Source organism: Arthrobacter sp. BL-252-APC-1A, from assembly GCF_009696625.1.
Classification (GTDB): Bacteria; Actinomycetota; Actinomycetes; order Actinomycetales; family Micrococcaceae; genus Arthrobacter_B.
Window position 1 is genome coordinate 127536 of sequence record NZ_VULS01000008.1, and the last position, 20859, is coordinate 148394.

A 20859-nucleotide genomic window follows, 5' to 3' on the forward strand; every position below is an offset into this window, starting at 1 on the left:
GGGGCTCTGGGCGGTCGGCTGGGGGCGGCGCAGTTTCCCACCCGCCGTTACCTGTGTGGTTGCCGAGGTACCACCAGTGGCCGTGCGCAACGATGGCTGGGATTCTAAGCGTCGGCCCGCGCTTCAGGCTCGGGCCAGGGCGGCACGGACTAACCGGATGAAGTCCTCAGGGCTTCGCAGGATCATCTCGGCAGTGATACGCAGGGTTATGAATCCACCAGCCGTGGCCCGGTTCCATCTGGCCCGGTCGTTCCGGTACTCAGTTCGGTCGCTGTGGAACTCGTACCCGTCCAGTTCAATAATGAGCCGGTCCCCAACCAGGAAATCCACCCGACCCACACCTTCCACCATCACCTCCCTCCGGACCGAAAACCCCGCCGCGCAAAGGTGGTACCGGGCGCAGACCTCCAGGGGAGAAGCCGTTTTCCGACTGATTCCTTCCAGAACGGCACGAACACGCCAGTCCTGCGGCCGGCCGAAAGCACGGATGAGTACAGCTTTTGAGACGGCACTGCTGACCACTGCCGATTCAGCAATCACCAGGGCGTCCAAAGGTGGAAGACACCGAAAGGCGTCCAGGACGATGGCCGGCGGTGAGCACATCAGCCTGGACGCCGATCTCTTGCCCCGATGGAGCCTGATTCCGGGAACATCCACTGACTTGTCAGCTCGCAGATGCAGGACCTCGGGAGCATTCAAGACCCACCAGCCGTGAAGCCGGGCAGCGGAGACACATGTAAGGGAGGCGCCCAGTGAAGCCGCCGCAACCAGCTCATCCGGAGCATCTTCCAGCCGGTAGTACCCGCGACCGGTACGCTGCAGGACGCCGCTGCGCTGTGCAGCGGCAACCTTGGCACGCCCAAACCCGTTCGCTGCGAGCGCCCCTGCGCTAAGGACCCCGAAGTGCGCCCGGCACACTGCTTCTATCGGTTGCATCGTTTTTACCGTCTGCACGGCTACCACGGTCTTCACGATGCAAGCCTGTAGTGATACCCCACAACGAGTGCGGTCTGCCGCCCAATCTGTGGACCCTCAAGACATCTGTGTCCGCGGCTCGGGGCGGTGCAGGGACTGACGACGCCGGCATGGGGCTCCCAGCGCACAGCTTCCCATCCCTCGTTACCCCTGCATACCAGCGGGGCCCCGCCTGCCCCACCCATAACGAGGACTGGGAACCTACGCTCAGTCGGCCACGGTCAAGCCGAACGCGGCTGGGACCGGGCCACGGTCAAGCCGCAGGCGGCCCGGTCCGGACCGGAGGTGTCGGTCCGGAAGGAGGGCTATGCGAAGCTGGAAGCATGCCGCGCACCGACAGAATCCCCGCCTGGGTCCGCCGCACGGGCATTGAAGTGGCCGGCTGGACCCTGATTGCGCTCGGAGCTGTCGCCCTGGTGCTTCCCGGTCCGGGCCTGCTCATGCTGGTCGCCGGCCTGGCAATCCTGTCCCTTCGCTACCACTGGGCCAGCCGCTGGCTGCATCCCGTGAAAGTCCAGGCCTTCCGCGCGGCCGAACAGGGGGTGCAGTCCTGGGGCCGGATTGCCGTTGCCCTGACCAGTGCCCTGACGCTAATCGCTGCCGGTATCACCTGGGGACTGTGGCGCAGGGTGCCCTCGTGGTGGCCGCTGGAGGACACGTGGTGGCTTCCGGGCGGCTGGACCACGGGAACGGCACTTATTCTCTCCGGCTGCATTGCCATCGCCCTGGTGGTGTACAGCTACGTGAAGTTCCGGCCCAGCAAGTAGTCCCGCAGCACCACCGCCTCGTTCTCCTGCTCGTTCCGCGTGCCGTACAGCAGCACCGTGTCCGGCCGGGAAGCGCAGGCGGCCGCGAAGTCAGCTACGGCGTCGTTATCCTCCAGCTCCTGCGTGTAGCGCTCCACGAAGCCCGGCCACCTCTCCGGCTGGTGCCCAAACCACTCCCGCAGCTCTGTACTGGGTGCTCCTTCCTTGAACCACTCGTCCAGGTCAGCCCGCGCCTTGGAGACCCCGCGCGGCCAGAGCCGGTCCACCAGCACCCGGAAACCGCCGTCGGGCTCTGCATAAATGCGCCGCACGCGCACCTGGGACGGATCCATTTCAGCCATGTACCGGATGCTAGGCTGCTGCAGCTGCCCCCGGAAGGGGCCTGCGGCAACGGGAGTTCGCAGACCACGACACAGATGACGAGGGCACCGGCACCCGTGGGAGAATGGCACCATGGCTGACAATATCCCGGGCACAGACACGCCCGCTGCGACCGTTTCCGTTCCTGACAAACCCGCCCTGGAAGGGCTGGAAGAGACCCTTAGCCGCCGCTGGCGCGAAGAGGGCACGTACGCCTTTGATCCCGACACGGTCCGGGATGAGGTCTACTCGATTGACACTCCCCCGCCGACTGCTTCAGGTTCCCTGCACGTAGGACACATGTTCTCCTACACGCAGACTGATGTCCTGGCCCGCTACCAGCGGATGAAGGGCAAGAACGTCTTCTACCCGATGGGCTGGGACGACAACGGCCTTCCCACCGAACGCCGGGTGCAGAACTACTACGGCGTACGCTGCGATCCGACCAGGCCGTACGATCCCGATTACCGTCCGCCGGCAACGGCCCCAAAGAACCAGCGCGACTTCGACGTCATCTCCCGCCGCAACTTCATCGAACTCTGCGAAGAGCTGGCTGTGGAGGACGAAAAGGTCTTCGAGAACCTCTTCAGCACCCTTGGCCTGTCCGTCGACTGGACCCGAACTTACCGGACCATTGACGACCACTCCCGCGCCGTCAGCCAGCGAGCCTTCCTGGAGAACCTGAAGGCCGGCGACGCCTACATGGCCGAAGCCCCCACCCTCTGGGATGTCACCTTCCGCACCGCTGTAGCCCAGGCCGAGCTTGAGGACCGCGAGCAGCCCGGCGCGTACCACCGGGTCAGCTTCCACGCCCCGGACGGCGAAAAGATCTACATCGAGACCACCCGCCCGGAACTGCTCCCCGCCTGCGTGGCGCTGGTGGCACACCCCGACGACGAGCGCTACCAGCGTCTGTTCGGCACCACGGTGAAGTCCCCGCTTTTCGACGTTGAGGTTGAAGTCAAGGCGCACCCGCTGGCCAAGCCGGACAAGGGCTCGGGCATTGCGATGATCTGTACCTTCGGCGACCTCACTGACGTCACCTGGTGGCGTGAACTGAACCTGCCCACCCGCGCCGTGATCGGCCGCGACGGCCGCATCCTTGCGGACACCCCGGAATGGATTCAGACTGACGCGGCCCGGGAAAACTACGCCGCCGTTGCCGGCAAGACAGTCTTCAGCGCCAAGGAAGCCGTCGTGGAGATGCTCCGCGAAAGCGGCGACCTGGACGGCGAACCGAAGAAGATCACCCACCCGGTGAACTTCTTCGAAAAGGGTGACAAGCCCCTTGAGGTTGTCACCAGCCGCCAGTGGTACATCCGCAACGGCGGACGCGACGCGGACCGCCGCGAGGCCCTGATCGCCCGCGGCAAGGAAATCGACTTCCACCCGGCGTTCATGCGCTCCCGCTACGAGAACTGGATCGAAGGCCTGAACGGTGACTGGCTGGTGTCCCGCCAGCGCTTCTTCGGTGTGCCGGTTCCGGTCTGGTACCCGCTGGATAACTCCGGCAACCCGGACTACGACAACCCGATCCTGCCTGCCTTCGAGGCACTCCCGGCTGATCCGGCTGCCGACCCGGCGCCGGGCTACGAGGAGTCGCAGCGCAACGAGCCCGGCGGCTTCATCGGCGACGCCGATGTGCTGGACACGTGGGCAACCTCGTCGCTCACCCCGCAGATCGTGGGCGGCTGGGGCGTGGACGAGGACCTGTTCTCCAAGGTCTTCCCGTTCGACCTGCGCCCGCAGGGCCACGACATCATCCGTACCTGGCTGTTCTCCTCCGTGGTCCGCGCCGACGCGCTGCAGCACGCTGCCCCGTGGAAGCACGCCGCCATCTCCGGCTGGATCCTGGACCCGGACCGCAAGAAGATGTCCAAGTCCAAGGGCAACGTGGTGGTCCCCACCGATGTGCTCAATGAATACGGGTCCGACGCCGTCCGCTACTGGGCTGCCTCGGCCCGCCTTGGCGCGGATACCGCTTACGAGATCGCACAGATGAAGATCGGCCGCCGGCTGGCCATCAAGCTTCTGAACGCCTCAAAGTTCGTGCTGAACCTCGGAGCCACAGAGGCGAATGTGGTCAAGAATGATGCCTCGGCTATCACCAACCCGCTGGACCAGTCCCTGCTGGTGCAGCTGGTGGACGTGGTGAACAACGCGACCAAGGCGTTCGACAGCTACGACTACGCCCGGGCGCTGCAGATCACCGAGTCCTTCTTCTGGTCCTTCACGGACGATTACGTGGAACTGATCAAGGATCGCGCCTACGGTGCCGCAGGCGACGCGGAGCAGGCTTCCGTGCTGGCCACCCTGGCGACCACGCTGGACTCGCTCCTGCGTCTGTTCGCCCCGTTCCTGCCCTTCGCCACCGAAGAGGTCTGGAGCTGGTGGCGCGCCGGATCCGTCCACCGCGCGTCCTGGCCCACCGTCGATGGCTTGGCCGCAGGCGTCTCGGGTGCCGATGCGGCGATCCTGGGAACCGTTGCCCAGGCACTGGGCGGCATCCGCAAGGCCAAGTCCGAAGCCAAGGTCAAGCAGCGCACCGAGGTCCTCAACGCCACGGTAACCGCCCCGGCTGCATTGGTTGAGCGGCTGCGTGCCGGCCTGCCCGATCTGCTGGCAGCGGGCAACGTCCGGAACCTTGAGCTGAAAGCCGCCGACGGCGAGCTGACGGTAAGCGACGTCGAACTGGCGCCCGCAGAGTAGGCAGCAAAAACACAAAGTGCCCGGCCGGATCATTCCGGCCGGGCACTTTATGTTTAGCGGCTCTTAGTCGAACTGCGGGTTCTCGGTGCGGCTGCGCTTGATTTCGAAGAAGTGCGGGTTCGAGGCCAGCGCGAGTGCGCCGTCGAACATCTTTCCTGCCTCTTCCCCGCGCGGGATGCGGGTCAGGACGGGACCGAAGAAGGCGGTGCCGTTGAAAGCGACCACGGGCGTGCCGACGTCGTCGCCCACCTTGTCGATGGCTTCCTGGTGCGAGGCACGCAGCTGGGTGTCGAACTTGTCGGTAGCGGCAACGTCGGCCAGTTCAGCCGGCAGTCCAACTTCGGCCAGAGCCTCTGCGATTACTGCGTCGTAATCCTTCATGCCCTGCACGTGGATGCGGGTGCCCATGGCGTCGTAGAGCTTCTTGATGTTCTCCTGGCCGTGCAGTTCTGCTGCGGCGATGATGACGCGGACCGGACCCCAGGCCTTGTCGATGCGGGCGCGGTAGTCCTCGGGAAGGTCCCGTCCTTCATTGAGGACTGCCAGGGACATCACATGCCACTGGGTCCGGACGTTGCGTACCTGCTCGACTTCGCCCATCCAGCGCGAGGTCACCCACGCGAAAGGGCAGGTGGGATCGAACCAGAAATCGGCAGTTGCGGGGTTCTCGGGCACAGAATACTCCTCGTTCAAAAGACAGGCGCGGACGGAATTCCCGTCCCGCCTCGGGCAGCGCGGAATCAGGCGGACTTATTCCGCCGCTTCGCGATGACGTCGTGGGAAATGAGCGTCGGTTCGGCCTTCTCCGTCACGGCTTCCCGGGTGATTACCACGCGGGCGATGTCCTCGCGGCTGGGAAGATCGAACATGACCGGCAGCAGCACTTCCTCCAGGATGGCACGCAGTCCGCGTGCGCCTGTGCCCCGGCCCAGAGCCTGATCCGCGATCGCGTCCAGCGCCTCGGGTTCAAAGACCAGTTCGACGCCGTCAAGCTGGAACATCTTCTGGAACTGCTTGACCAGCGCGTTCTTCGGCTCCGTGAGGATCTGGATCAGCGCTGAGCGGTCAAGGTTGGAAACCGTGGTGATGACCGGCAGACGGCCGATGAATTCAGGGATCAGACCGAACTTCAGCAGGTCCTCGGGCATAACGTCCGCGTAGGAATCCGTGTCCTTGTTCGTTTCGTTCAGCGGCGCACCGAAACCTATGCCCTTGCGCCCCGAGCGGGAACCGATGATCTCTTCCAGGCCGGCGAACGCACCGGCAACGATGAACAGCACGTTCGTGGTGTCGATCTGGATGAATTCCTGGTGCGGGTGCTTGCGGCCGCCCTGCGGCGGAACGGAAGCTACCGTTCCTTCCAGGATCTTCAGCAGCGCCTGCTGTACACCCTCGCCCGAAACGTCGCGGGTGATGGAGGGGTTCTCGCTCTTGCGGGAGATCTTGTCGATCTCGTCGATGTAGATGATGCCCTGCTCGGCCTTCTTGACGTCATAGTCAGCAGCCTGGATGAGCTTGAGGAGGATGTTCTCAACGTCCTCGCCCACGTAGCCGGCCTCGGTCAGCGCGGTGGCATCGGCGACGGCGAAGGGCACGTTGAGCCGGCGGGCAAGGGTCTGCGCCAGGTAGGTCTTGCCGCAGCCGGTGGGGCCGATCAGCAGGATGTTGGACTTGCCAATCTCGACGTCCTCGGTGCCTACAGCGTCCGTCAGGTTCCCGGTGCCGCGGGAGGCATGGCCGGCCTGGATGCGCTTGTAGTGGTTGTAGACGGCCACTGCGAGGGAACGCTTGGCCGGTTCCTGGCCAATAACGTATTCCTGCAGGGAGTCGAAGATCTCGCGGGGCTTGGGGAGGACGAAGGAATCGCCTTCGCTGGTCTCCGAAAGTTCCTCTTCGATGATCTCGTTGCAGAGTTCGATGCACTCGTCGCAGATGTAGACGCCGGGGCCGGCGATAAGCTTGCGCACCTGCTTCTGGCTCTTTCCACAGAAAGAGCACTTAAGCAGATCTGTGCTCTCACCAATGCGAGCCATAATTCAGTCCCCTTTAGATGGTCCCCGGCGGCGGTAGCCGTGCCGAGGAAAAAACGTGCCGGAAGGAAAACCATGCCAGTCAACCATGTTCCACTCTAGGACACTTGGTTGGGGTAATCAGCAATTCCGAAGCCGTGGTGCGCCCTTTTTACGAGCCTCAGGCCATCCGGCGCGTTTGGTGAAACAGCAGCCGTCCCTGCCCGAGGACGGGCAGGGACGGCGCAGTGGTGGTTCTAGCTCTTGTTGATGGCCGGGGTCTTGATCTTGCGGGAATCAAGAACCTGGTCGATCAGGCCGTATTCGAGTGCGCCGGCGGCGGTCAGGATCTTGTCCCGCTCGATGTCCCGGTTGACTTCCTCGGACGTCTTGTTCGAGTGCAGGGCCAGGGTGTCCTCCAGCCAGGTACGCATCCGCATGACCTCAGCTGCCTGAATTTCCAGGTCAGAGGCCTGTCCGCGCTCTCCGCCGCCAAGCGCAGGCTGGTGGATCAGCACGCGGGCGTTCGGCAGGGCCAGCCTCTTGCCGGGGGTACCGGCAGCCAGCAGCACGGCCGCAGCACTGGCTGCCTGGCCGAGGCAGACGGTCTGGATCTCGGGGCGGATGTACTGCATGGTGTCGTAAATGGCCGTCATAGCCGTGAACGAGCCGCCGGGAGAGTTGATGTACAGCGTGATGTCACGGTCCGGGTCAGTGGACTCAAGGACCAGCAGCTGGGCCATGACGTCATCTGCCGAAGCATCGTCCACCTGCACGCCGAGGAAGATGATGCGGTCCTCGAAGAGCTTGGTGTACGGGTCCTGGCGCTTGAAGCCGTAAGGCGTGCGCTCTTCGAACTGCGGCAGTACGTAACGGCTGGTCGGCATCTGCGGTGCCGCGCTGCCCGGTGTTCCAAAATTGTGGTTCATTGCTTTTACTCCTGAAGTCTGTGGTGCGCTGGCCGGTTGGCGGCTTGGTTAGCCCTGCTCGCCGTCCTGGTCCTGGTTGGTTCCGCCGCCGCCGGTGACGCCGCCGGCGTGGGCAGAGATCTTGTCGAAGAACCCGTAGGCCAGGCCTTCTTCTGCGGTGAACCACTTGTCGCGGTCGTTGTCCTTCAGGATCTGCTCAACAGTCTGCCCGGTCTGCTCAGCGGTGAGCTCGGCCATGACCTGCTTCATGTGCAGGATCAGTTCGGCCTGGATCCGGATGTCCGAAGCCGTGCCGCCGATGCCGCCGGAAGGCTGGTGCATCAGGATACGTGCGTGCGGGGTGGCGTAGCGCTTGCCTTTTGTTCCCGAGGACAGCAGGAACTGCCCCATGGAAGCCGCGAGGCCGGTAGCAACGGTGACGACGTCGTTCGGGATGAACTGCATGGTGTCGTAGATCGCCATGCCGGCCGTTACGGAACCGCCGGGAGAGTTGATGTAAAGGAAGATGTCCTTTTCCGGATCCTCAGCCGAGAGGAGCAGGAGCTGGGAGCAGATCGCGTTGGCGTTGTCGTCCCGGACTTCCGAGCCGAGCCAGATGATCCGTTCCTTCAGCAGCCGGTTGTAGATGTAGTCATCCCGGCTGGCCGGGTCCACAGTAGCCATAGTGGGTGTGCTGGGTGCATTTGCCATACTGAGTGACCTCTCGCTCTGGCGGAAATTCCGGGCCGGGCACATTTTGATGCACCGTGTCTGGCTACCGCCGTTTATCTCTTCTTGGACACTAACCGTTCCCGCTGCCCTTTTGCTCCCGTTACGCGCGCTGTTCGCTGACGGCGCACGGTGGGAGACGGCAGGCCAGCACCTGCAACACCCCTTGTCTCGCCTGCGGCTTAAACGCAGGAAGCACCGCAGCATGGCGCTGCGGTGCTTCCTGCATACGGACCGGAGGTGACCGGTCCGGTAAGGACTAAGCCTTCTCTTCGCCTGCTTCTTCGGCAGCCTCGGTCTCAGCGGCTGCTTCTTCACCCTCGGGGCGGACAAAAGCGGTCAGGTCAACTTCGGCACCGGCAGTGTCGGTGACCTTGGCCAGTTCCAGGACCTTGGCAAGGGCCTTGCGGCGGCGGACTTCGCCAACCATCATCGGAACCTGGCCACCCTGGTCAATCAGCTGGGCGAACTGGTTCGGGTCCATGCCGTACTGGCCGGCCATGGAGACGATGTAGTCGATGAGTTCGTTCTGGTTGACACCGACTTCTTCCTTGTCCGCGACAGCGTCCAGGATGATTTCGTTCTTGAACGCCTGTGCGGTGTTCTCACGGATTTCTGCACGGTGCTCTTCGGTGTCGTGGTCTTCACCGGCGGCGTGCGCAGAGTCGGAGTTGAAGTGCTGGTCCAGCTGCTCTTCAATGACGGATTCCGGAACCGGAACCTCGATCATTTCGAGGAGCTTCTCGAGCACCTTGTCGCGGGCCTCGACACCCTGCTCCATGACCTTGGCTTCAGCGGCGCGCTTGGCCAGGTCTTCGCGCAGTTCAGCGATGGTGTCGAATTCGCTGGCCAGCTGGGCGAAGTCATCGTTGGCCTCGGGCAGCTCGCGCTCCTTGACGGCCTTCACGGTGACGGTCACCTCGGCGTCGGCACCTGCGTGCTCACCGCCGGCCAGCTTCGTGGTGAATGTGGCGGACTCGTCCACGGACAGACCGGTGACGGCCTCGTCCATGCCTTCGAGCATGGTGCCGGCGCCAACCTGGTAGGAAAGATCGGAAGCGGAGTCGACCTCTTCGCCGTCAACCTTGGCAACAAGGTCCATGGTCAGGAAGTCGTTTTCGGCGGCGGGGCGGTCAACGCTCTTCAGCGTGCCGAAGCGGCCGCGAAGCTCGTCCATTGCCTTCTCGACGTCGGCGTCGCCTGCTTCTGCGGGCTCAACGGTGACCTCGATGCCGGCGTAGTCCGGGAGTTCGATCTCGGGACGGATGTCCAGTTCGACGTTGAAGACCAGCTGGCCTTCGTCGGACGTGGGATCGGGAACTTCGCTGATCTCGACCTCGGGACGGCTCAGCGGACGGATGCCGGTTTCCTGCACTGCGGCCTGGTAGAAGCCGTTCAGGCCTTCGTTGATGGCGGTTTCCAGGACGTAGCCGCGGCCAACGCGCTGATCGATGAGCTTGTTGGGGACCTTGCCCTTGCGGAAGCCCGGGACCTGCACCTGGGTGGCGATGGTCTTGTAGGCCTCGTCGATGCTCGGCTTCAATTCCTCAAGCGGAACTTCTACGTTGAGCTTTACCCGCGTGGGTGTGAGGTTTTCTACAGCGCTCTTCACAGCGTTAGTTCTCCTGAGGGTTCTTGGGTTGGTCTGCACCGTCGTTTATACAGAGTCGGGGTGACAGGATTTGAACCTGCGACTTCCTGCTCCCAAAGCAGGCGCTCTTCCAAGCTGAGCTACACCCCGTCAGTGCACCTGACAGCCTACCGGCATTGACTGGCACATGCACAATTCCGGGACGCACCGACCCTGCCTGAGGACGGGAAGCCGCCGATTGTTCATCCGCCGAATTACCGTGCTAAGGTAAATCCTGCCTTACGGCGCCGGGGATGTAGCTCAATGGTAGAGCCTCAGTCTTCCAAACTGATTACGCGGGTTCGATTCCCGTCATCCCCTCGGACAAATAAACCCAAAAAGGCCCCTGGTTTCCAGGGGCCTTTTTGTTGTGCTCTGCAGTTTGCCTGCTACTCAGCCTGGCAGGAAGGACACCAGTAGAGTTTCCGGGCAGCAAGTTCCGTCAGAGCCACGGCGGTGCCGCAGATCCTGCAGGGCAGTCCCTGCCGCCGATAGACGTAATGCGCCTCGGATACGGGCACCGGAAGGCGGGGGTCTTCCCTGTGTTCCGGCCTGGTGGTGATTATCCGTCCCTCTGCGACGCCGTCCGTCATGACGGACACTACGTCCTCCCAGAGCGCCCGGGCCTGTTCCGGACGGATCTGTGTACCCGTATGCCAGGGTGAAATCCGCTGGCGGAAAAGCACTTCGGCACGGTAAACGTTCCCGACGCCCGCCAGCACCTCCTGGTTCATCAGCAGCGCAGCCACCGGTGACCGCCGGCGGAGCAGCCTGCTCTGAAATTCCAATGCACCGTCCTCCGCTGGATCCAGCGGGTCAGGCCCAAGCTTGGCCAGCACGGCACGGCGTTCGGGATCGGTAATGACGTCACAGGCAGTCGGGCCGCGCAGGTCTGCCCATCCGTGGTCCGAGACCAGCCGCACCCTGACCGCCCCCTTTGGCGGCGGCGGGCCCGCGTACGGGGAGGCATCGCCGTCGTCCGCCGTCTCCTGCTCCCCCACCCGGCGCGGCGCGCCGATACTGGAGGCGCCACGGAAGGTCTCGTCCCCGCCGAAATCGAAGGCACCGTAAAGGCCCAGGTGGATCCGCAGGAACAGGTCATTCCCGAACTCCAGGAAGAGTTGCTTCCCGTGCGCCTGGGCCCCGGTCAGGACCTGTCCGTCGAGCTTCGCAGCGCCGGCGGCAAACCTGCCCTGCGGGCTGGAGACCGCCAGTCGCCGGCCGGCAAACACGGAGCTGAACTGCCGGGCCAGCCGGTGGATTGAGTGGCCTTCGGGCATTAGCGGGCCGCGATGGCGCCGTTTGCCTCGTACTCGGCGATCTGTGCAATGCGGCGGACGTGGCGTTCCGCTCCACTGAAGGGTTCGGCGAGGAAGGCATCGATAATCTCGGTCGCCTCAGCCAGGGTGTGCTGGCGGCCGCCGACGGCGACGACGTTGGCGTCGTTGTGCTGGCGCGCCAGGCGGGCCGTGTCCAGGTTCCATGCCAGGGCAGCCCGGATTCCGCGGACCTTGTTCGCGGCGATCTGCTCTCCGTTCCCGGAACCGCCGAGGACTATGCCGAGCGCATCCAGGCCGGCTTCCTGGTCTGCTGCTACCGCCTTGGCTGCGTCAATGCAGAACCCGGGGTAGTCGTCTTCGGCGTCATATTCCTGCGGCCCGTGGTCCACCACTTCGTATCCTGAAGCCGTGAGGTGTTCCTGCAGGTGGGAGCTGAGTTCCAGCCCGGCATGGTCTGTTGCAATGTGGACGCGCATGATTTCCGTTCATTGATGATGGGTGGCGGAACTGCCAGACACCAGCTTAACTTTTGCGGGATTCGGTCCCAAATAGATAACACTGAGCTCATGTGTGCCGATAGCAGCACAGGCAAGTGGTTTCGCTGGGAACGGGTCTCGTCCGTCGGCAAGTCCGGCATTGGAGTGTTCCCGGCGGAACCACCTCCATGTGCCGCCGCAACGCTATGCAAGGATTCACCATTGAAAACCGGAAAACTCGCTCTTCTTGCAACCTTGACGGCGGCGCTTGCCTTCGGAGGCCTCCCGGCCGCAAACGCCGTGGCGACGGCGCCTGCGCCACCAACGGAAATTCAGGACCCCGCGGTTCCTTCGACAAGTGGTGAGGCAACCCCGGACGGGACGGCGTTGCCTACCCAGGACGCTACGGAGCCGGCCCTGCCTGAGGCCACTGATCCGGCACACGTACAGGCTCCCAGCGAAGTGGCTTCCCCCGCCCCGGAACCCGTCCCTGCAGCGGAAATGGCTGAACAGGCCGAGACCGCCGAGACAGAAGATGACGGCTATGTGTATGTTCCCGTGGGCGAAGGGCATGTTGTTCCGGGACCTGACACCCCGCTGGTCACGGAAAAAGACGGCAGCATCCGCTCGGCGGTCGAGTCCGAGCACGAACACGTCGAGCCCATGCTGGCACGTGGCGGTGCCGCAAGCATGCTCGCGGCACCGGCAAGGGCCGGGAACATCAAGGTGACGCTGGTGCGGGCGACTGTAAACGGCAACGGGAACTTGGTGAACCTGCCTGCGGCACGGAACTCCATTACCAGCGCCAACAACTACTGGCGCTCCATGTCCAACGGGCGCCTGTCCATGTCCATCGCTTCAGAGCGCGTCCACTACAGTTCCACCGCGAACGCCAGTGACGACTACGCGACGATGATGAACAAGATTGCCAAGGAACTGAAATGGGTCGACAAGCCCTACACCGCCCTCGTGGTCTTTGTGCCGACGGCAGACCTTCGGTCGGGCGGCTATGGCGGCATCCTGGGCGGTGGCTGGACCGTGGGCGGAACCGCCGGCCGTATCCTCATGCCTGCACCCTCATCATTCACCAACAACGTCGTCACCCACGAAGTCGGGCACGTCCTCGGGCTCCTGCACGCCAACAGCCTCCAATGCACAAACGGACGCCAGGACGTGGGAAGCGGAAACGGCGGCCGCTGGGCGGACGGCGCGTGCACCAGCCGCGAGTACGGGGACACAACGGATCTGATGGGATCCGCCCAGTACAACCAGCCGGTAATCAACTCCTATTTCTGGGACGCCGGCAACTTTGGCCGCGGAAATGAAATCACGGACGGCGGGCGGGCGGGAACCCCGCGGACTTATACCCTGCGCCCCTGGGGCGGCACTGCCGCGAACAGGGCCGTGAAGTTCACGGATCCGCGGTCCGGCGACACCTACTACATAGAACTGCGCCAGCCCGCAGGATACGACCAGTACCTCCAGTCGGGACCGTCAGGAAACCGCGGGGTGAAGATTGTCAGGGCGGACAAGGCCAACTCGTGGGCGGTGAACTCCCTCATCATTCCGCCCTCCACCCGGCCATTCGCCGGCTATTACAACGGCAGGCATGCCTGGCAGGCCGGCCAAACGTTCACTACCCATGCGGGCACTACGGTCAGGATTAATTCGGTTTCCGCAGCCTCCGCATCCGTGACCGTTACCGGTCCCGTTACGTACGACCACAGCCTCCGCACCGTTTCTCCCGGGGACTTCAACGGCGATGGATCAGCCGACCTGGTCAGTCGCCGGACCGACGGAACGCTCTGGCTCTCCCCTGGAAACGGCAAGGGTTCGTTCAGCTCTCCGCGGCGGATCGGCTCCGGCTGGGAGATCTTCAACCTGATCATCGGACCAGGGGATTACGACGGCGACGGGCGCAATGACCTGGTGGCCCGGCACGTCGACGGCAGCCTCTGGCTGTACTCCGGAACCGGTGTGGTGGGCGGCAGCAATGAGGGCTACCGGCCAGGACGGAAAATTGGTGCGTGGGGGTGGGATGACTTCCAGCGGATCATAGCCGTCTCCAATGTCAACGGCGGCGGGCCTGATCTTCTGGCGGTCCGGCCGAATGGGCAGGCTTTCCTCTACTCGGGCACCGGCCGGGGCGAACACGGACCGTCTTCGGCTGCGGGCACCGGCTGGAATCAGTACAACCTGCTGGTTGGCACAGGCGACTTCGACGGAGACGGACGCCCCGACGTTATCGGCCGCACTTCCGACGGGAGCATCGTCCTGCGGCCCGGCCGCGGGAACGGGAGTTTCGCGGCCGGTTCCGTCATCGGCACGGGCTGGAATGTCTACTCGGAAATCCTCAGCGGTTTCGATTTCGACCGAAACGGGCGTCCGGACCTGATTGGACGCTCCCCCAATACGTCCCTGGTCTTCTACTCCGGGACCCAAAAGATCACTCAGGGCTACGCTGCGGCCGTCAGCACCAGCACCCCCGGCCTGGGCCAGGCCGTGAAGACCCTTAGCGTTTCGGATTTCAACGGAGACCGCCGGCCCGACCTGCTCAGCATTCGGCGTGACGGCACCCTCTGGCTGCATCCGGGCCAGGGAAAGGGAGCCCACGGCTCGCCGCAGCGGATCGGCAGCGGCTGGAATATCTATCGTGAAGTAACGAGCCCCGGCGACTTTAACGGGGACGGACTCGCCGACCTGATCGCGGTCACACACGACGGCACGCTCTGGTTCTATGCGGGCACCGGCAAGGTCGACAGCAGGAACGAGGGGTACAAGCCTGCTTTCAGGATCGGGACAGGCTGGGGAATCTTCAATCAGGTGCTGGGCAGTCCGGACCTCAACGGTGACCGACGCCCTGACCTTCTCGCCCGCCACCGCGACGGTTCGCTCTGGCTGTACCGGGGCACCGGCCGGGTCGGCGGCGGGGCAGAAGGCTACTCACCGGGACTTCGGATAGGCAACTATGGCTGGGAGAACCTGGTTCTCACCGCGGCAGGAACCTACGACCAGGACGGCACCAACGACGTCCTGGCCCGCACGCCGGACGGTGCTCTGCTGCTTTACCGCGGACAGGGAAACGGTACTTTCCGCAGCGCCCAGAACGTGGGCACGGGCTGGAACATCTTTAGGGAACTGCTCGGAACGCCGGACACCACGGGTGACCGCATTCCGGACCTGCTAGGCATAACTCCGGCCGGAGCCACCAGGCACTACGCAGGGGACGGTATGCGAAACGAGGGATACCAGCAGGGCCGAAGCGCAGGCAAAACCGGCTAGACAAGCGGCACTTCCTTTTCCGTTCCCACTTGGCAGAACCGCCCTCAGTAAGAGATTGTTGCAATTGTTACTTTTGACGCCGGGGCTGACTCACTGACAGCCCCGGCGATATCTCTCCACTTCGAAAGGCTCTTCCTTGCCAGGTATGAATCTCACCCGTGCTGAAGCGCGTGAACGGGCGGAACTGATTAATGTCGAGTCCTACGACATCAATCTGGACCTGACCCGCGGCGACGAGGTCTTTGGCAGCACCACGGTGGTGCGCTTCGGCGCACAGTCCGGAGCCTCCACCTTTATCGATGCCGTAACTTCCAAGGTCCACCGAATCACGCTCAACGGCGTGGCCCTGGATCCGCAGGAAGTCTCCGACGGCGTGCGCATCCAGCTCCCCAACCTTGCCGCGAGCAACGAACTGGTGGTTGAAGCCGACGCCTTCTACATGAACACCGGCGAAGGCCTGCACCGTTTCGTGGACCCGGTGGACAACGAGGTCTACCTCTACTCACAGTTCGAGGTACCGGACTCCCGCCGCATGTTCGCTGTGTTTGAGCAGCCGGACCTCAAGGCAACCTTCCGGTTCACGGTGACAGCCCCGGAGCACTGGGACGTCATCTCCAACTCCCCCACCCCGGAACCGGTCCAGGCCAGTGCCGAGGACTCCGGCAGCCCCAGTGCCACCTGGTCCTTCGAGCCGACGCCGCGGATCTCGTCCTACATCACGGCCCTGGTCGCCGGCCCGTACCAGTCCGTCCGTTCCGAGCTGACCAGTTCCGACGGCCGCACCATTCCGCTGGCCGTCTTCGCCCGCAAGTCCCTGATGGAATACCTCGACGCCGAGAACATCTTCGAGCTCACCCGGCAGGGCTTCGAGTTCTACGAGTCCCAGTTCGGCACCCCGTACCCGTTCGAGAAGTACGACCAGCTCTTCGTCCCCGAGTTCAACGCCGGCGCCATGGAGAACGCCGGCGCCGTGACCTTCCTGGAAAGCTACGTCTTCCGCGGCCGGGTCCCCGACGCAACCGTCGAGCGGCGTGCCATCACCGTCCTGCACGAGCTGGCCCACATGTGGTTCGGCGACCTGGTCACCATGCGCTGGTGGAACGACCTGTGGCTGAACGAGTCCTTCGCGGAGTTCATGTCCGCCCTGGCCGCAGCAGAGGCCACCGAGTTCAAGCAGGCGTGGACAACCTTCGCTTCCATGGAAAAGGCCTGGGCCTACCGCCAGGACCAGCTTCCGACGACACACCCCATCGTCGCCGAGATCCGTGACCTCGAAGACGTACAGGTCAACTTCGACGGCATCACCTACGCCAAGGGCGCCTCCGTCCTCAAGCAGCTGGTGGCGTGGGTTGGCCAGGACAAGTTCATGCAGGGCGTCCGCGAGTACTTCGGCAAGCACTCCTGGGGCAACACTGAGCTCTCCGACCTGCTTTCGGAACTTGAAACCGCCAGCGGCCGGGACCTCAGCGACTGGTCCGCCAAGTGGCTTGAAACAGCAGGCGTCAACACCCTGCGGCCGGTCATTGAGACGGACGACGACGGCGTCATCACTTCCTTCGCTGTCGCGCAGTCTGCGATCTCTGAGTATCCGACGCTTCGTCCGCACCGGCTGGCCGTTGGTTTCTACAACACTGCCGAGGACGGCAAGCTGCGCCGCACCCACCGCGTTGAACTGGACGTCGACGGTGAACTCACCGAGGTTCCGGATCTGGCCGGCCTTCAGCGCCCGGACCTGATCCTGCTTAATGACGACGACCTTGCCTATGCCAAGATCCGCCTCGATGACGCTTCCTGGCGCCTCGCCACCCGGCGCCTGCGGGACATCGCCGAGTCGCTGCCGCGCACCCTCGTGTGGGCTTCGGCCTGGGACGCCACGCGCGACGGCGAGATCCCGGCACGGAACTACGTGGAACTGGTCCTGCAGAACATCGCCTCCGAATCGGACTCCTCAGTGGTTCAGGTCCTGCTGCGCCAGCTGGCAACGACGCTGACCTTCTACGTAGCACCGCAGGACCGTGAGCCCATGACCGCCGCTGCAGCCGACAGCCTCTGGGACCTGGCCCGCGGTGCAGCACCCGGCTCTGACTCGCAGCTGCAGTTCGTCAAGGCCTTCGCTTCCCATGCCCAGACCCCGGAGCAGCTGGACGAGGTAGCTGCCCTGCTCTCCGGCGACCTGGTCCTGGACGGCCTGGAGGTTGGCTCGGACCTGCGCTGGGAACTGCTCACCGCACTCGTTGCCGGGGGCCGGATGGGCGAGGCGGAAATCGCCGCCGAGCTGGAACGGGACGCTACGGCAACCGGCCAGCTGGCCGCAGCCGGTGCCCGTGCAGCCCTGCCCTCAGCAGAAGCCAAGGCCGCCGCCTGGGAAGCCATCGTGGTTCGCTCGGATCTGCCCAACGCCGCCCAGCGGGCAGCCATCGGCGGCTTCAGCCGGGTCCACGACACCGGTCTCCTGGAACCGTACGCCGAACGCTACTTCGACTCGCTGCGCGACGTGTGGGCCACCCGCACCCACGAAATCGCACAGCAGATCGTCGTCGGCCTCTACCCGGCACGACTGACGACCCAGGAGACCGTCGACCGGACAGACGCCTTCCTGGACTCGCTCGGGGATGAAGCACCGGCCCTGCGCCGCCTGCTGCTCGAAAACCGCGACGGCGTGGTCCGTGCCCTCAAGGCACAGGCCGCCGACCACTAGCGCAGCCAGCCGCCGTCGTGCGGGATCCCGTCCGATCCGCCGGACCGGGGTCCCGCACGGTAGCTTAAAGCTGTGAACCTCTCAGAACACCGCTACGGCGTCAGCCTTGAATGGACCGGGAACCGAGGCACCGGGACGCAGACGTACCGCGGCTACGGCCGTGACCATGTGCTCCGCTCCCCCGGCCTGCCGGATCTGCCCGGCACGGCCGATCCCACGTTCCATGGCGACCGGGACCGCTGGAATCCGGAACAGCTCCTGCTCTCCGCCCTCACCCAATGCCATATGCTGTCCTACCTTCATGTGGCAGTGAAGAACGGCATCAGCGTCATCTCCTATGAAGACAACGCCGAGGGCACGCTGAGGCTCAACCGTGACGGCAGCGGCGAGTTCACCTCAGTCCTGCTCCGTCCCAGGGTCCGCATCGGCACCGGTGACCCCGCTCTGGCTTCCTCAATGCATGATGAAGCACACCGGCTATGCTTCATCGCCCGCAGCGTGAACTTCCCGGTGGAACACGCGGCCCTCACGCTGGTCTGAGGCCCCTTCCACAGATCCTGCGGAGGTTCCTCCCGCAGTACCCTTGGAGTATCCCTCCCCGATTTCGAAGGACGGCCAGCACCTGTGCAGCTTCCGGCAACAACTGACACTCCCCCCATTGAGATGAGCTTCGACTTCAGCGGACTTCTCGATGGTGGGATCATCATCCTGGCCGCCCTGATTGTCTGGCTCATCGCCCGCTTCCTGATTTCCAAGGTGGTGGCGCGCGCCCAGAAGGGCTCTGCGCTGCTGCGTACCCAGCGGCTCCGCTGGGCCCAGCCGGTAATGCGGAATCTGGACAACAAGCGCCGCGTCCAGCGGGCAGACACGATTGGTGCCCTGCTGCGCAGCTCCGTCACCGTCGCCATCTGGACGGTCGCGGTCATCATGGTCCTGGATGCTCTGGGCACCAACATTGCCCCGCTGTTGGCCAGCGTGGGCATTGTCGGCATTGCCCTTGGTTTCGGTGCCCGGGAAGTCATCCGGGATGCCCTTGCCGGATTGTTCATCACCATGGAAGACCAGTACGGCATCGGGGACGTAATCGAGGTCGGTGACACCACCGGGACGGTTCAGTCGGTGGGCATCCGCATCACCCGTCTGGTGGATGAGCGCGGTGTTATCTGGTACATCCGCAACGGAGAGTTCGCCAAAGTGGGCAACCGTTCCCAGGGGGAATTTGTCCCGCCCGCCAATGAACCCGGGGCCGCAGCCGGTTCCGCAGCATTACAGGAAGAAGAACGTAAATGACTGAACAGCCCCGTCCCGCTTCGCTGCCGCTGACGGCGTCGAATCCCGGTACCGGCTTCACCGCGCCCGCCTACAACTTCTATGAGGCAGTCGGCGGCCACGACGCCTTCGTGAAGCTCGTTGACGTCTTTTACGACGGCGTTGCCGAGGATCCGCTGATGCGGCCGATGTATCCCGAGGAGGACCTTGGGCCTGCGAAGGAACGGCTCCTGATGTTCCTCGAACAGTACTGGGGCGGGCCAAAGACCTATGGCGAGCTGAGCGGCCATCCCCGTCTGCGGATGCGCCACATGCCCTTCCAGGTTACCCCCGCAGCCCGCGACGCCTGGCTGCGCCACATGCGCACCGCCGTCGACTCCCTGGACCTGGCGCCCCTGCATGAAGCCACGCTCTGGGACTATCTGGAGCGCGCAGCCCATTCAATGGTCAACTCCGCCTAGAACAGGACGGAAGGCGGGCGCACCAGTACATGGCCCGTGCTGGTGCTAAGCCGCAGCCACCGTCCGTTACTGAACAGCGACGCCGTTCCGGACTTTGGCAGGAAACCCAGTGTGAGCGCCGCGAAGGCTGCCCCTGCCGGAAGCTCTGCTGCCAGTCCGGCGATCGGCTCGCTCCAGATCGGCACGCGCACATTGTTGACCATCGCCGCTCCCGGGTTTCCCGGGATCCGGGCAGCAACATCCTTGATGCCCCGATGGGCTGCCTGCTCCAGCAGGGAAACTTCCACCTCTGCTTCATGCTGCCACCCCGCACGCGGAGCAGCGATTCCAGCCCAGCTCTCCGAAACCGTCATGGGCGGAACTGGAAGCTCTGTGTCTCCGGAGTCCAGCCGCGCCAGCCGGTCGGCCACGGCCGAGAGCTGGACCGTGGTGTCGAGCTCAGCAGGAACCCCCAGCGGCATTGCACGCATCCCGATCACCGTGGGCATGGCCTCACCCAGAACCCTCGGCCTCAGTACACACACATAGGCCGCCAGCACTTCCCCGACCGCCTGCAGGCGCACCGCTCCGTCGTCGGCGCTGCGGGCCCGGGACACGAAGTTCCTGAGGTCGGCTGTGACCTGCGGGTCTGCCAGCCGAAGACTCTGCGCCTGCGTCACTTTGCTGCTCCGGCAGCTTCCCGGCGGAAGGGAACCCGTCCGCCTGCCCAGCTGCCGAGGATGGCGCGCTGCCGATCGGTCAGCTGCTCCGGACGGCCGGATTCACGCCCCACCATCACCATCGCAGCTTCTGCCACGGCGTATACCGTTCCCGCATCCTCGTCCATGATGCGGAAACCGTATGAGAAGCTCGACCCGCCGAGTGCACTTACCCAGATTTCAATCCAGACCGGGTCCTGGTGGTAGGTAAGCGGCGTCAGATACTCGATCTCCTGCCGGGCGACCACGGTGCTTCCCGCCTGCCTCGTCACCGAGCGGAACGTCTCTGCCTCAGCGGCGGGCTCCTGGCTGCCGGCCGGCTCCAGCGGCAGCAGTGAGAGCCTTACGCGGGCTTCCTCCAGGAACTGCACGTAGCGGACGTTGTTGACGTGGCCGTTTGAATCCTCGTCGCCGAAGCGCAGCTGGATGGGAAAGCGATGGATAGGCATGCTGTCCATCTTCTCAGGAGTCTGCCGCGGCGTCGAAAACGCGTCCGGCGGAGAACAGCCGGCGCAGCGGCCCCACTGCTTCCTGCCGGCGGCCGGTGGAGCCGGACGGTGTCCCGGCCAGCACAAATGTTGGGTGTTACCTGCGGATACGTCTAATCT

General features: G+C 64.2%; 18 protein-coding genes and 2 tRNA genes. 8 read left to right on the forward strand and 12 right to left on the reverse strand.

The window, feature by feature from the left end; genetic code table 11:
* Positions 1-123: 123 nt before the first annotated feature.
* Positions 124-972 (reverse strand): DUF559 domain-containing protein, encoded by an 849-nt coding sequence (locus tag FYJ28_RS17635; RefSeq protein ID WP_154579563.1) that lies wholly within the window; start codon positions 970-972, stop codon positions 124-126.
* Between the two features lie 326 nt (positions 973-1298).
* Here FYJ28_RS17635 and FYJ28_RS12970 point away from each other — a divergent pair, with 326 nt between their 5' ends.
* On the forward strand, positions 1299-1742 hold the full coding sequence (locus FYJ28_RS12970) for a PGPGW domain-containing protein (protein ID WP_055240874.1): 444 nt from the start codon (positions 1299-1301) through the stop codon (positions 1740-1742).
* Here FYJ28_RS12970 and FYJ28_RS12975 read toward each other — a convergent pair.
* Positions 1715-2083, reverse strand: coding sequence for a DUF488 domain-containing protein (locus FYJ28_RS12975; protein ID WP_229780448.1), 369 nt, complete (start codon positions 2081-2083; stop codon positions 1715-1717). The two genes, FYJ28_RS12970 and FYJ28_RS12975, sit on opposite strands and share 28 nt — an antisense overlap.
* Positions 2084-2195: 112 nt before the next feature.
* Between FYJ28_RS12975 and valS the strand changes: the two genes are divergently transcribed.
* Entirely contained in the window at positions 2196-4811 is a 2616-nt protein-coding gene (valS, locus tag FYJ28_RS12980) for a valine--tRNA ligase (protein WP_154579564.1), read from the forward strand.
* A gap of 63 nt (positions 4812-4874) precedes the next feature.
* Here valS and FYJ28_RS12985 read toward each other — a convergent pair whose 3' ends face one another.
* From FYJ28_RS12985 to FYJ28_RS13010, 6 genes are all read right to left on the reverse strand, one after another.
* On the reverse strand, positions 4875-5486 hold the full coding sequence (locus FYJ28_RS12985; RefSeq protein WP_326831701.1) for a mycothiol-dependent nitroreductase Rv2466c family protein: 612 nt from the start codon (positions 5484-5486) through the stop codon (positions 4875-4877).
* A 65-nt stretch (positions 5487-5551) separates the two neighbouring features.
* Complete coding sequence (clpX, locus tag FYJ28_RS12990; RefSeq protein ID WP_154579566.1) at positions 5552-6844, reverse strand: ATP-dependent Clp protease ATP-binding subunit ClpX; 1293 nt, start codon at positions 6842-6844, stop codon at positions 5552-5554.
* 233 nt (positions 6845-7077) lie between these two features.
* Positions 7078-7749, reverse strand: a complete 672-nt coding sequence (locus FYJ28_RS12995) for an ATP-dependent Clp protease proteolytic subunit (RefSeq protein WP_055240870.1) — start codon at positions 7747-7749, stop codon at positions 7078-7080.
* Between the two features lie 48 nt (positions 7750-7797).
* The gene (locus tag FYJ28_RS13000) at positions 7798-8412 is read right to left on the reverse strand and encodes an ATP-dependent Clp protease proteolytic subunit (RefSeq protein ID WP_055240869.1); all 615 of its coding nucleotides are present in this window, start codon (positions 8410-8412) and stop codon (positions 7798-7800) included.
* Positions 8413-8716: 304 nt separating this feature from the next.
* Positions 8717-10069, reverse strand: coding sequence for a trigger factor (gene tig, locus FYJ28_RS13005; RefSeq protein WP_326831702.1), 1353 nt, complete (start codon positions 10067-10069; stop codon positions 8717-8719).
* A gap of 55 nt (positions 10070-10124) precedes the next feature.
* Positions 10125-10198: transfer RNA gene (locus FYJ28_RS13010), tRNA-Pro, on the reverse strand.
* Positions 10199-10337: 139 nt separating this feature from the next.
* Between FYJ28_RS13010 and FYJ28_RS13015 the strand changes: the two genes are divergently transcribed.
* A tRNA-Gly gene (locus FYJ28_RS13015) sits at positions 10338-10408 on the forward strand.
* A 68-nt stretch (positions 10409-10476) separates the two neighbouring features.
* Here FYJ28_RS13015 and FYJ28_RS13020 read toward each other — a convergent pair.
* Together FYJ28_RS13020 and FYJ28_RS13025 are read right to left on the reverse strand one after the other, a co-directional pair.
* Positions 10477-11367 carry an Fpg/Nei family DNA glycosylase gene (locus FYJ28_RS13020; protein ID WP_154579567.1) on the reverse strand — a complete coding sequence of 297 codons (891 nt, stop codon included), beginning with the start codon at positions 11365-11367 and terminating at the stop codon, positions 10477-10479.
* Entirely contained in the window at positions 11367-11843 is a 477-nt protein-coding gene (locus FYJ28_RS13025; RefSeq protein ID WP_154579568.1) for a ribose-5-phosphate isomerase, read from the reverse strand. Before FYJ28_RS13025 ends, FYJ28_RS13020 begins: the two co-directional genes overlap by 1 nt.
* A gap of 387 nt (positions 11844-12230) precedes the next feature.
* Between FYJ28_RS13025 and FYJ28_RS13030 the strand changes: the two genes are divergently transcribed.
* From FYJ28_RS13030 to FYJ28_RS13050, 5 genes are all read left to right on the forward strand, one after another.
* A complete protein-coding gene (locus FYJ28_RS13030) occupies positions 12231-15125 on the forward strand; it encodes an FG-GAP repeat domain-containing protein (RefSeq protein WP_195840673.1) in 2895 nt (964 codons plus the stop codon).
* A gap of 145 nt (positions 15126-15270) precedes the next feature.
* On the forward strand, positions 15271-17823 hold the full coding sequence (pepN, locus tag FYJ28_RS13035) for an aminopeptidase N (protein WP_154579570.1): 2553 nt from the start codon (positions 15271-15273) through the stop codon (positions 17821-17823).
* Between the two features lie 72 nt (positions 17824-17895).
* A complete protein-coding gene (locus tag FYJ28_RS13040; protein ID WP_326831703.1) occupies positions 17896-18363 on the forward strand; it encodes an OsmC family protein in 468 nt (155 codons plus the stop codon).
* Positions 18364-18447: 84 nt separating this feature from the next.
* Positions 18448-19113, forward strand: a complete 666-nt coding sequence (locus tag FYJ28_RS13045; protein ID WP_326831704.1) for a mechanosensitive ion channel family protein — start codon at positions 18448-18450, stop codon at positions 19111-19113.
* On the forward strand, positions 19110-19553 hold the full coding sequence (locus FYJ28_RS13050; RefSeq protein WP_154579572.1) for a globin: 444 nt from the start codon (positions 19110-19112) through the stop codon (positions 19551-19553). Before FYJ28_RS13045 ends, FYJ28_RS13050 begins: the two co-directional genes overlap by 4 nt.
* On the opposite strand, the gene FYJ28_RS13055 is transcribed toward FYJ28_RS13050, so the two are convergent.
* On the reverse strand, positions 19550-20212 hold the full coding sequence (locus tag FYJ28_RS13055) for a hypothetical protein (RefSeq protein WP_326831705.1): 663 nt from the start codon (positions 20210-20212) through the stop codon (positions 19550-19552). The genes FYJ28_RS13050 and FYJ28_RS13055 overlap by 4 nt on opposite strands.
* Complete coding sequence (locus FYJ28_RS13060; protein ID WP_154579573.1) at positions 20209-20700, reverse strand: acyl-CoA thioesterase; 492 nt, start codon at positions 20698-20700, stop codon at positions 20209-20211. The genes FYJ28_RS13055 and FYJ28_RS13060 overlap by 4 nt, the downstream gene beginning before the upstream one ends.
* Positions 20701-20859: the final 159 nt, after the last annotated feature.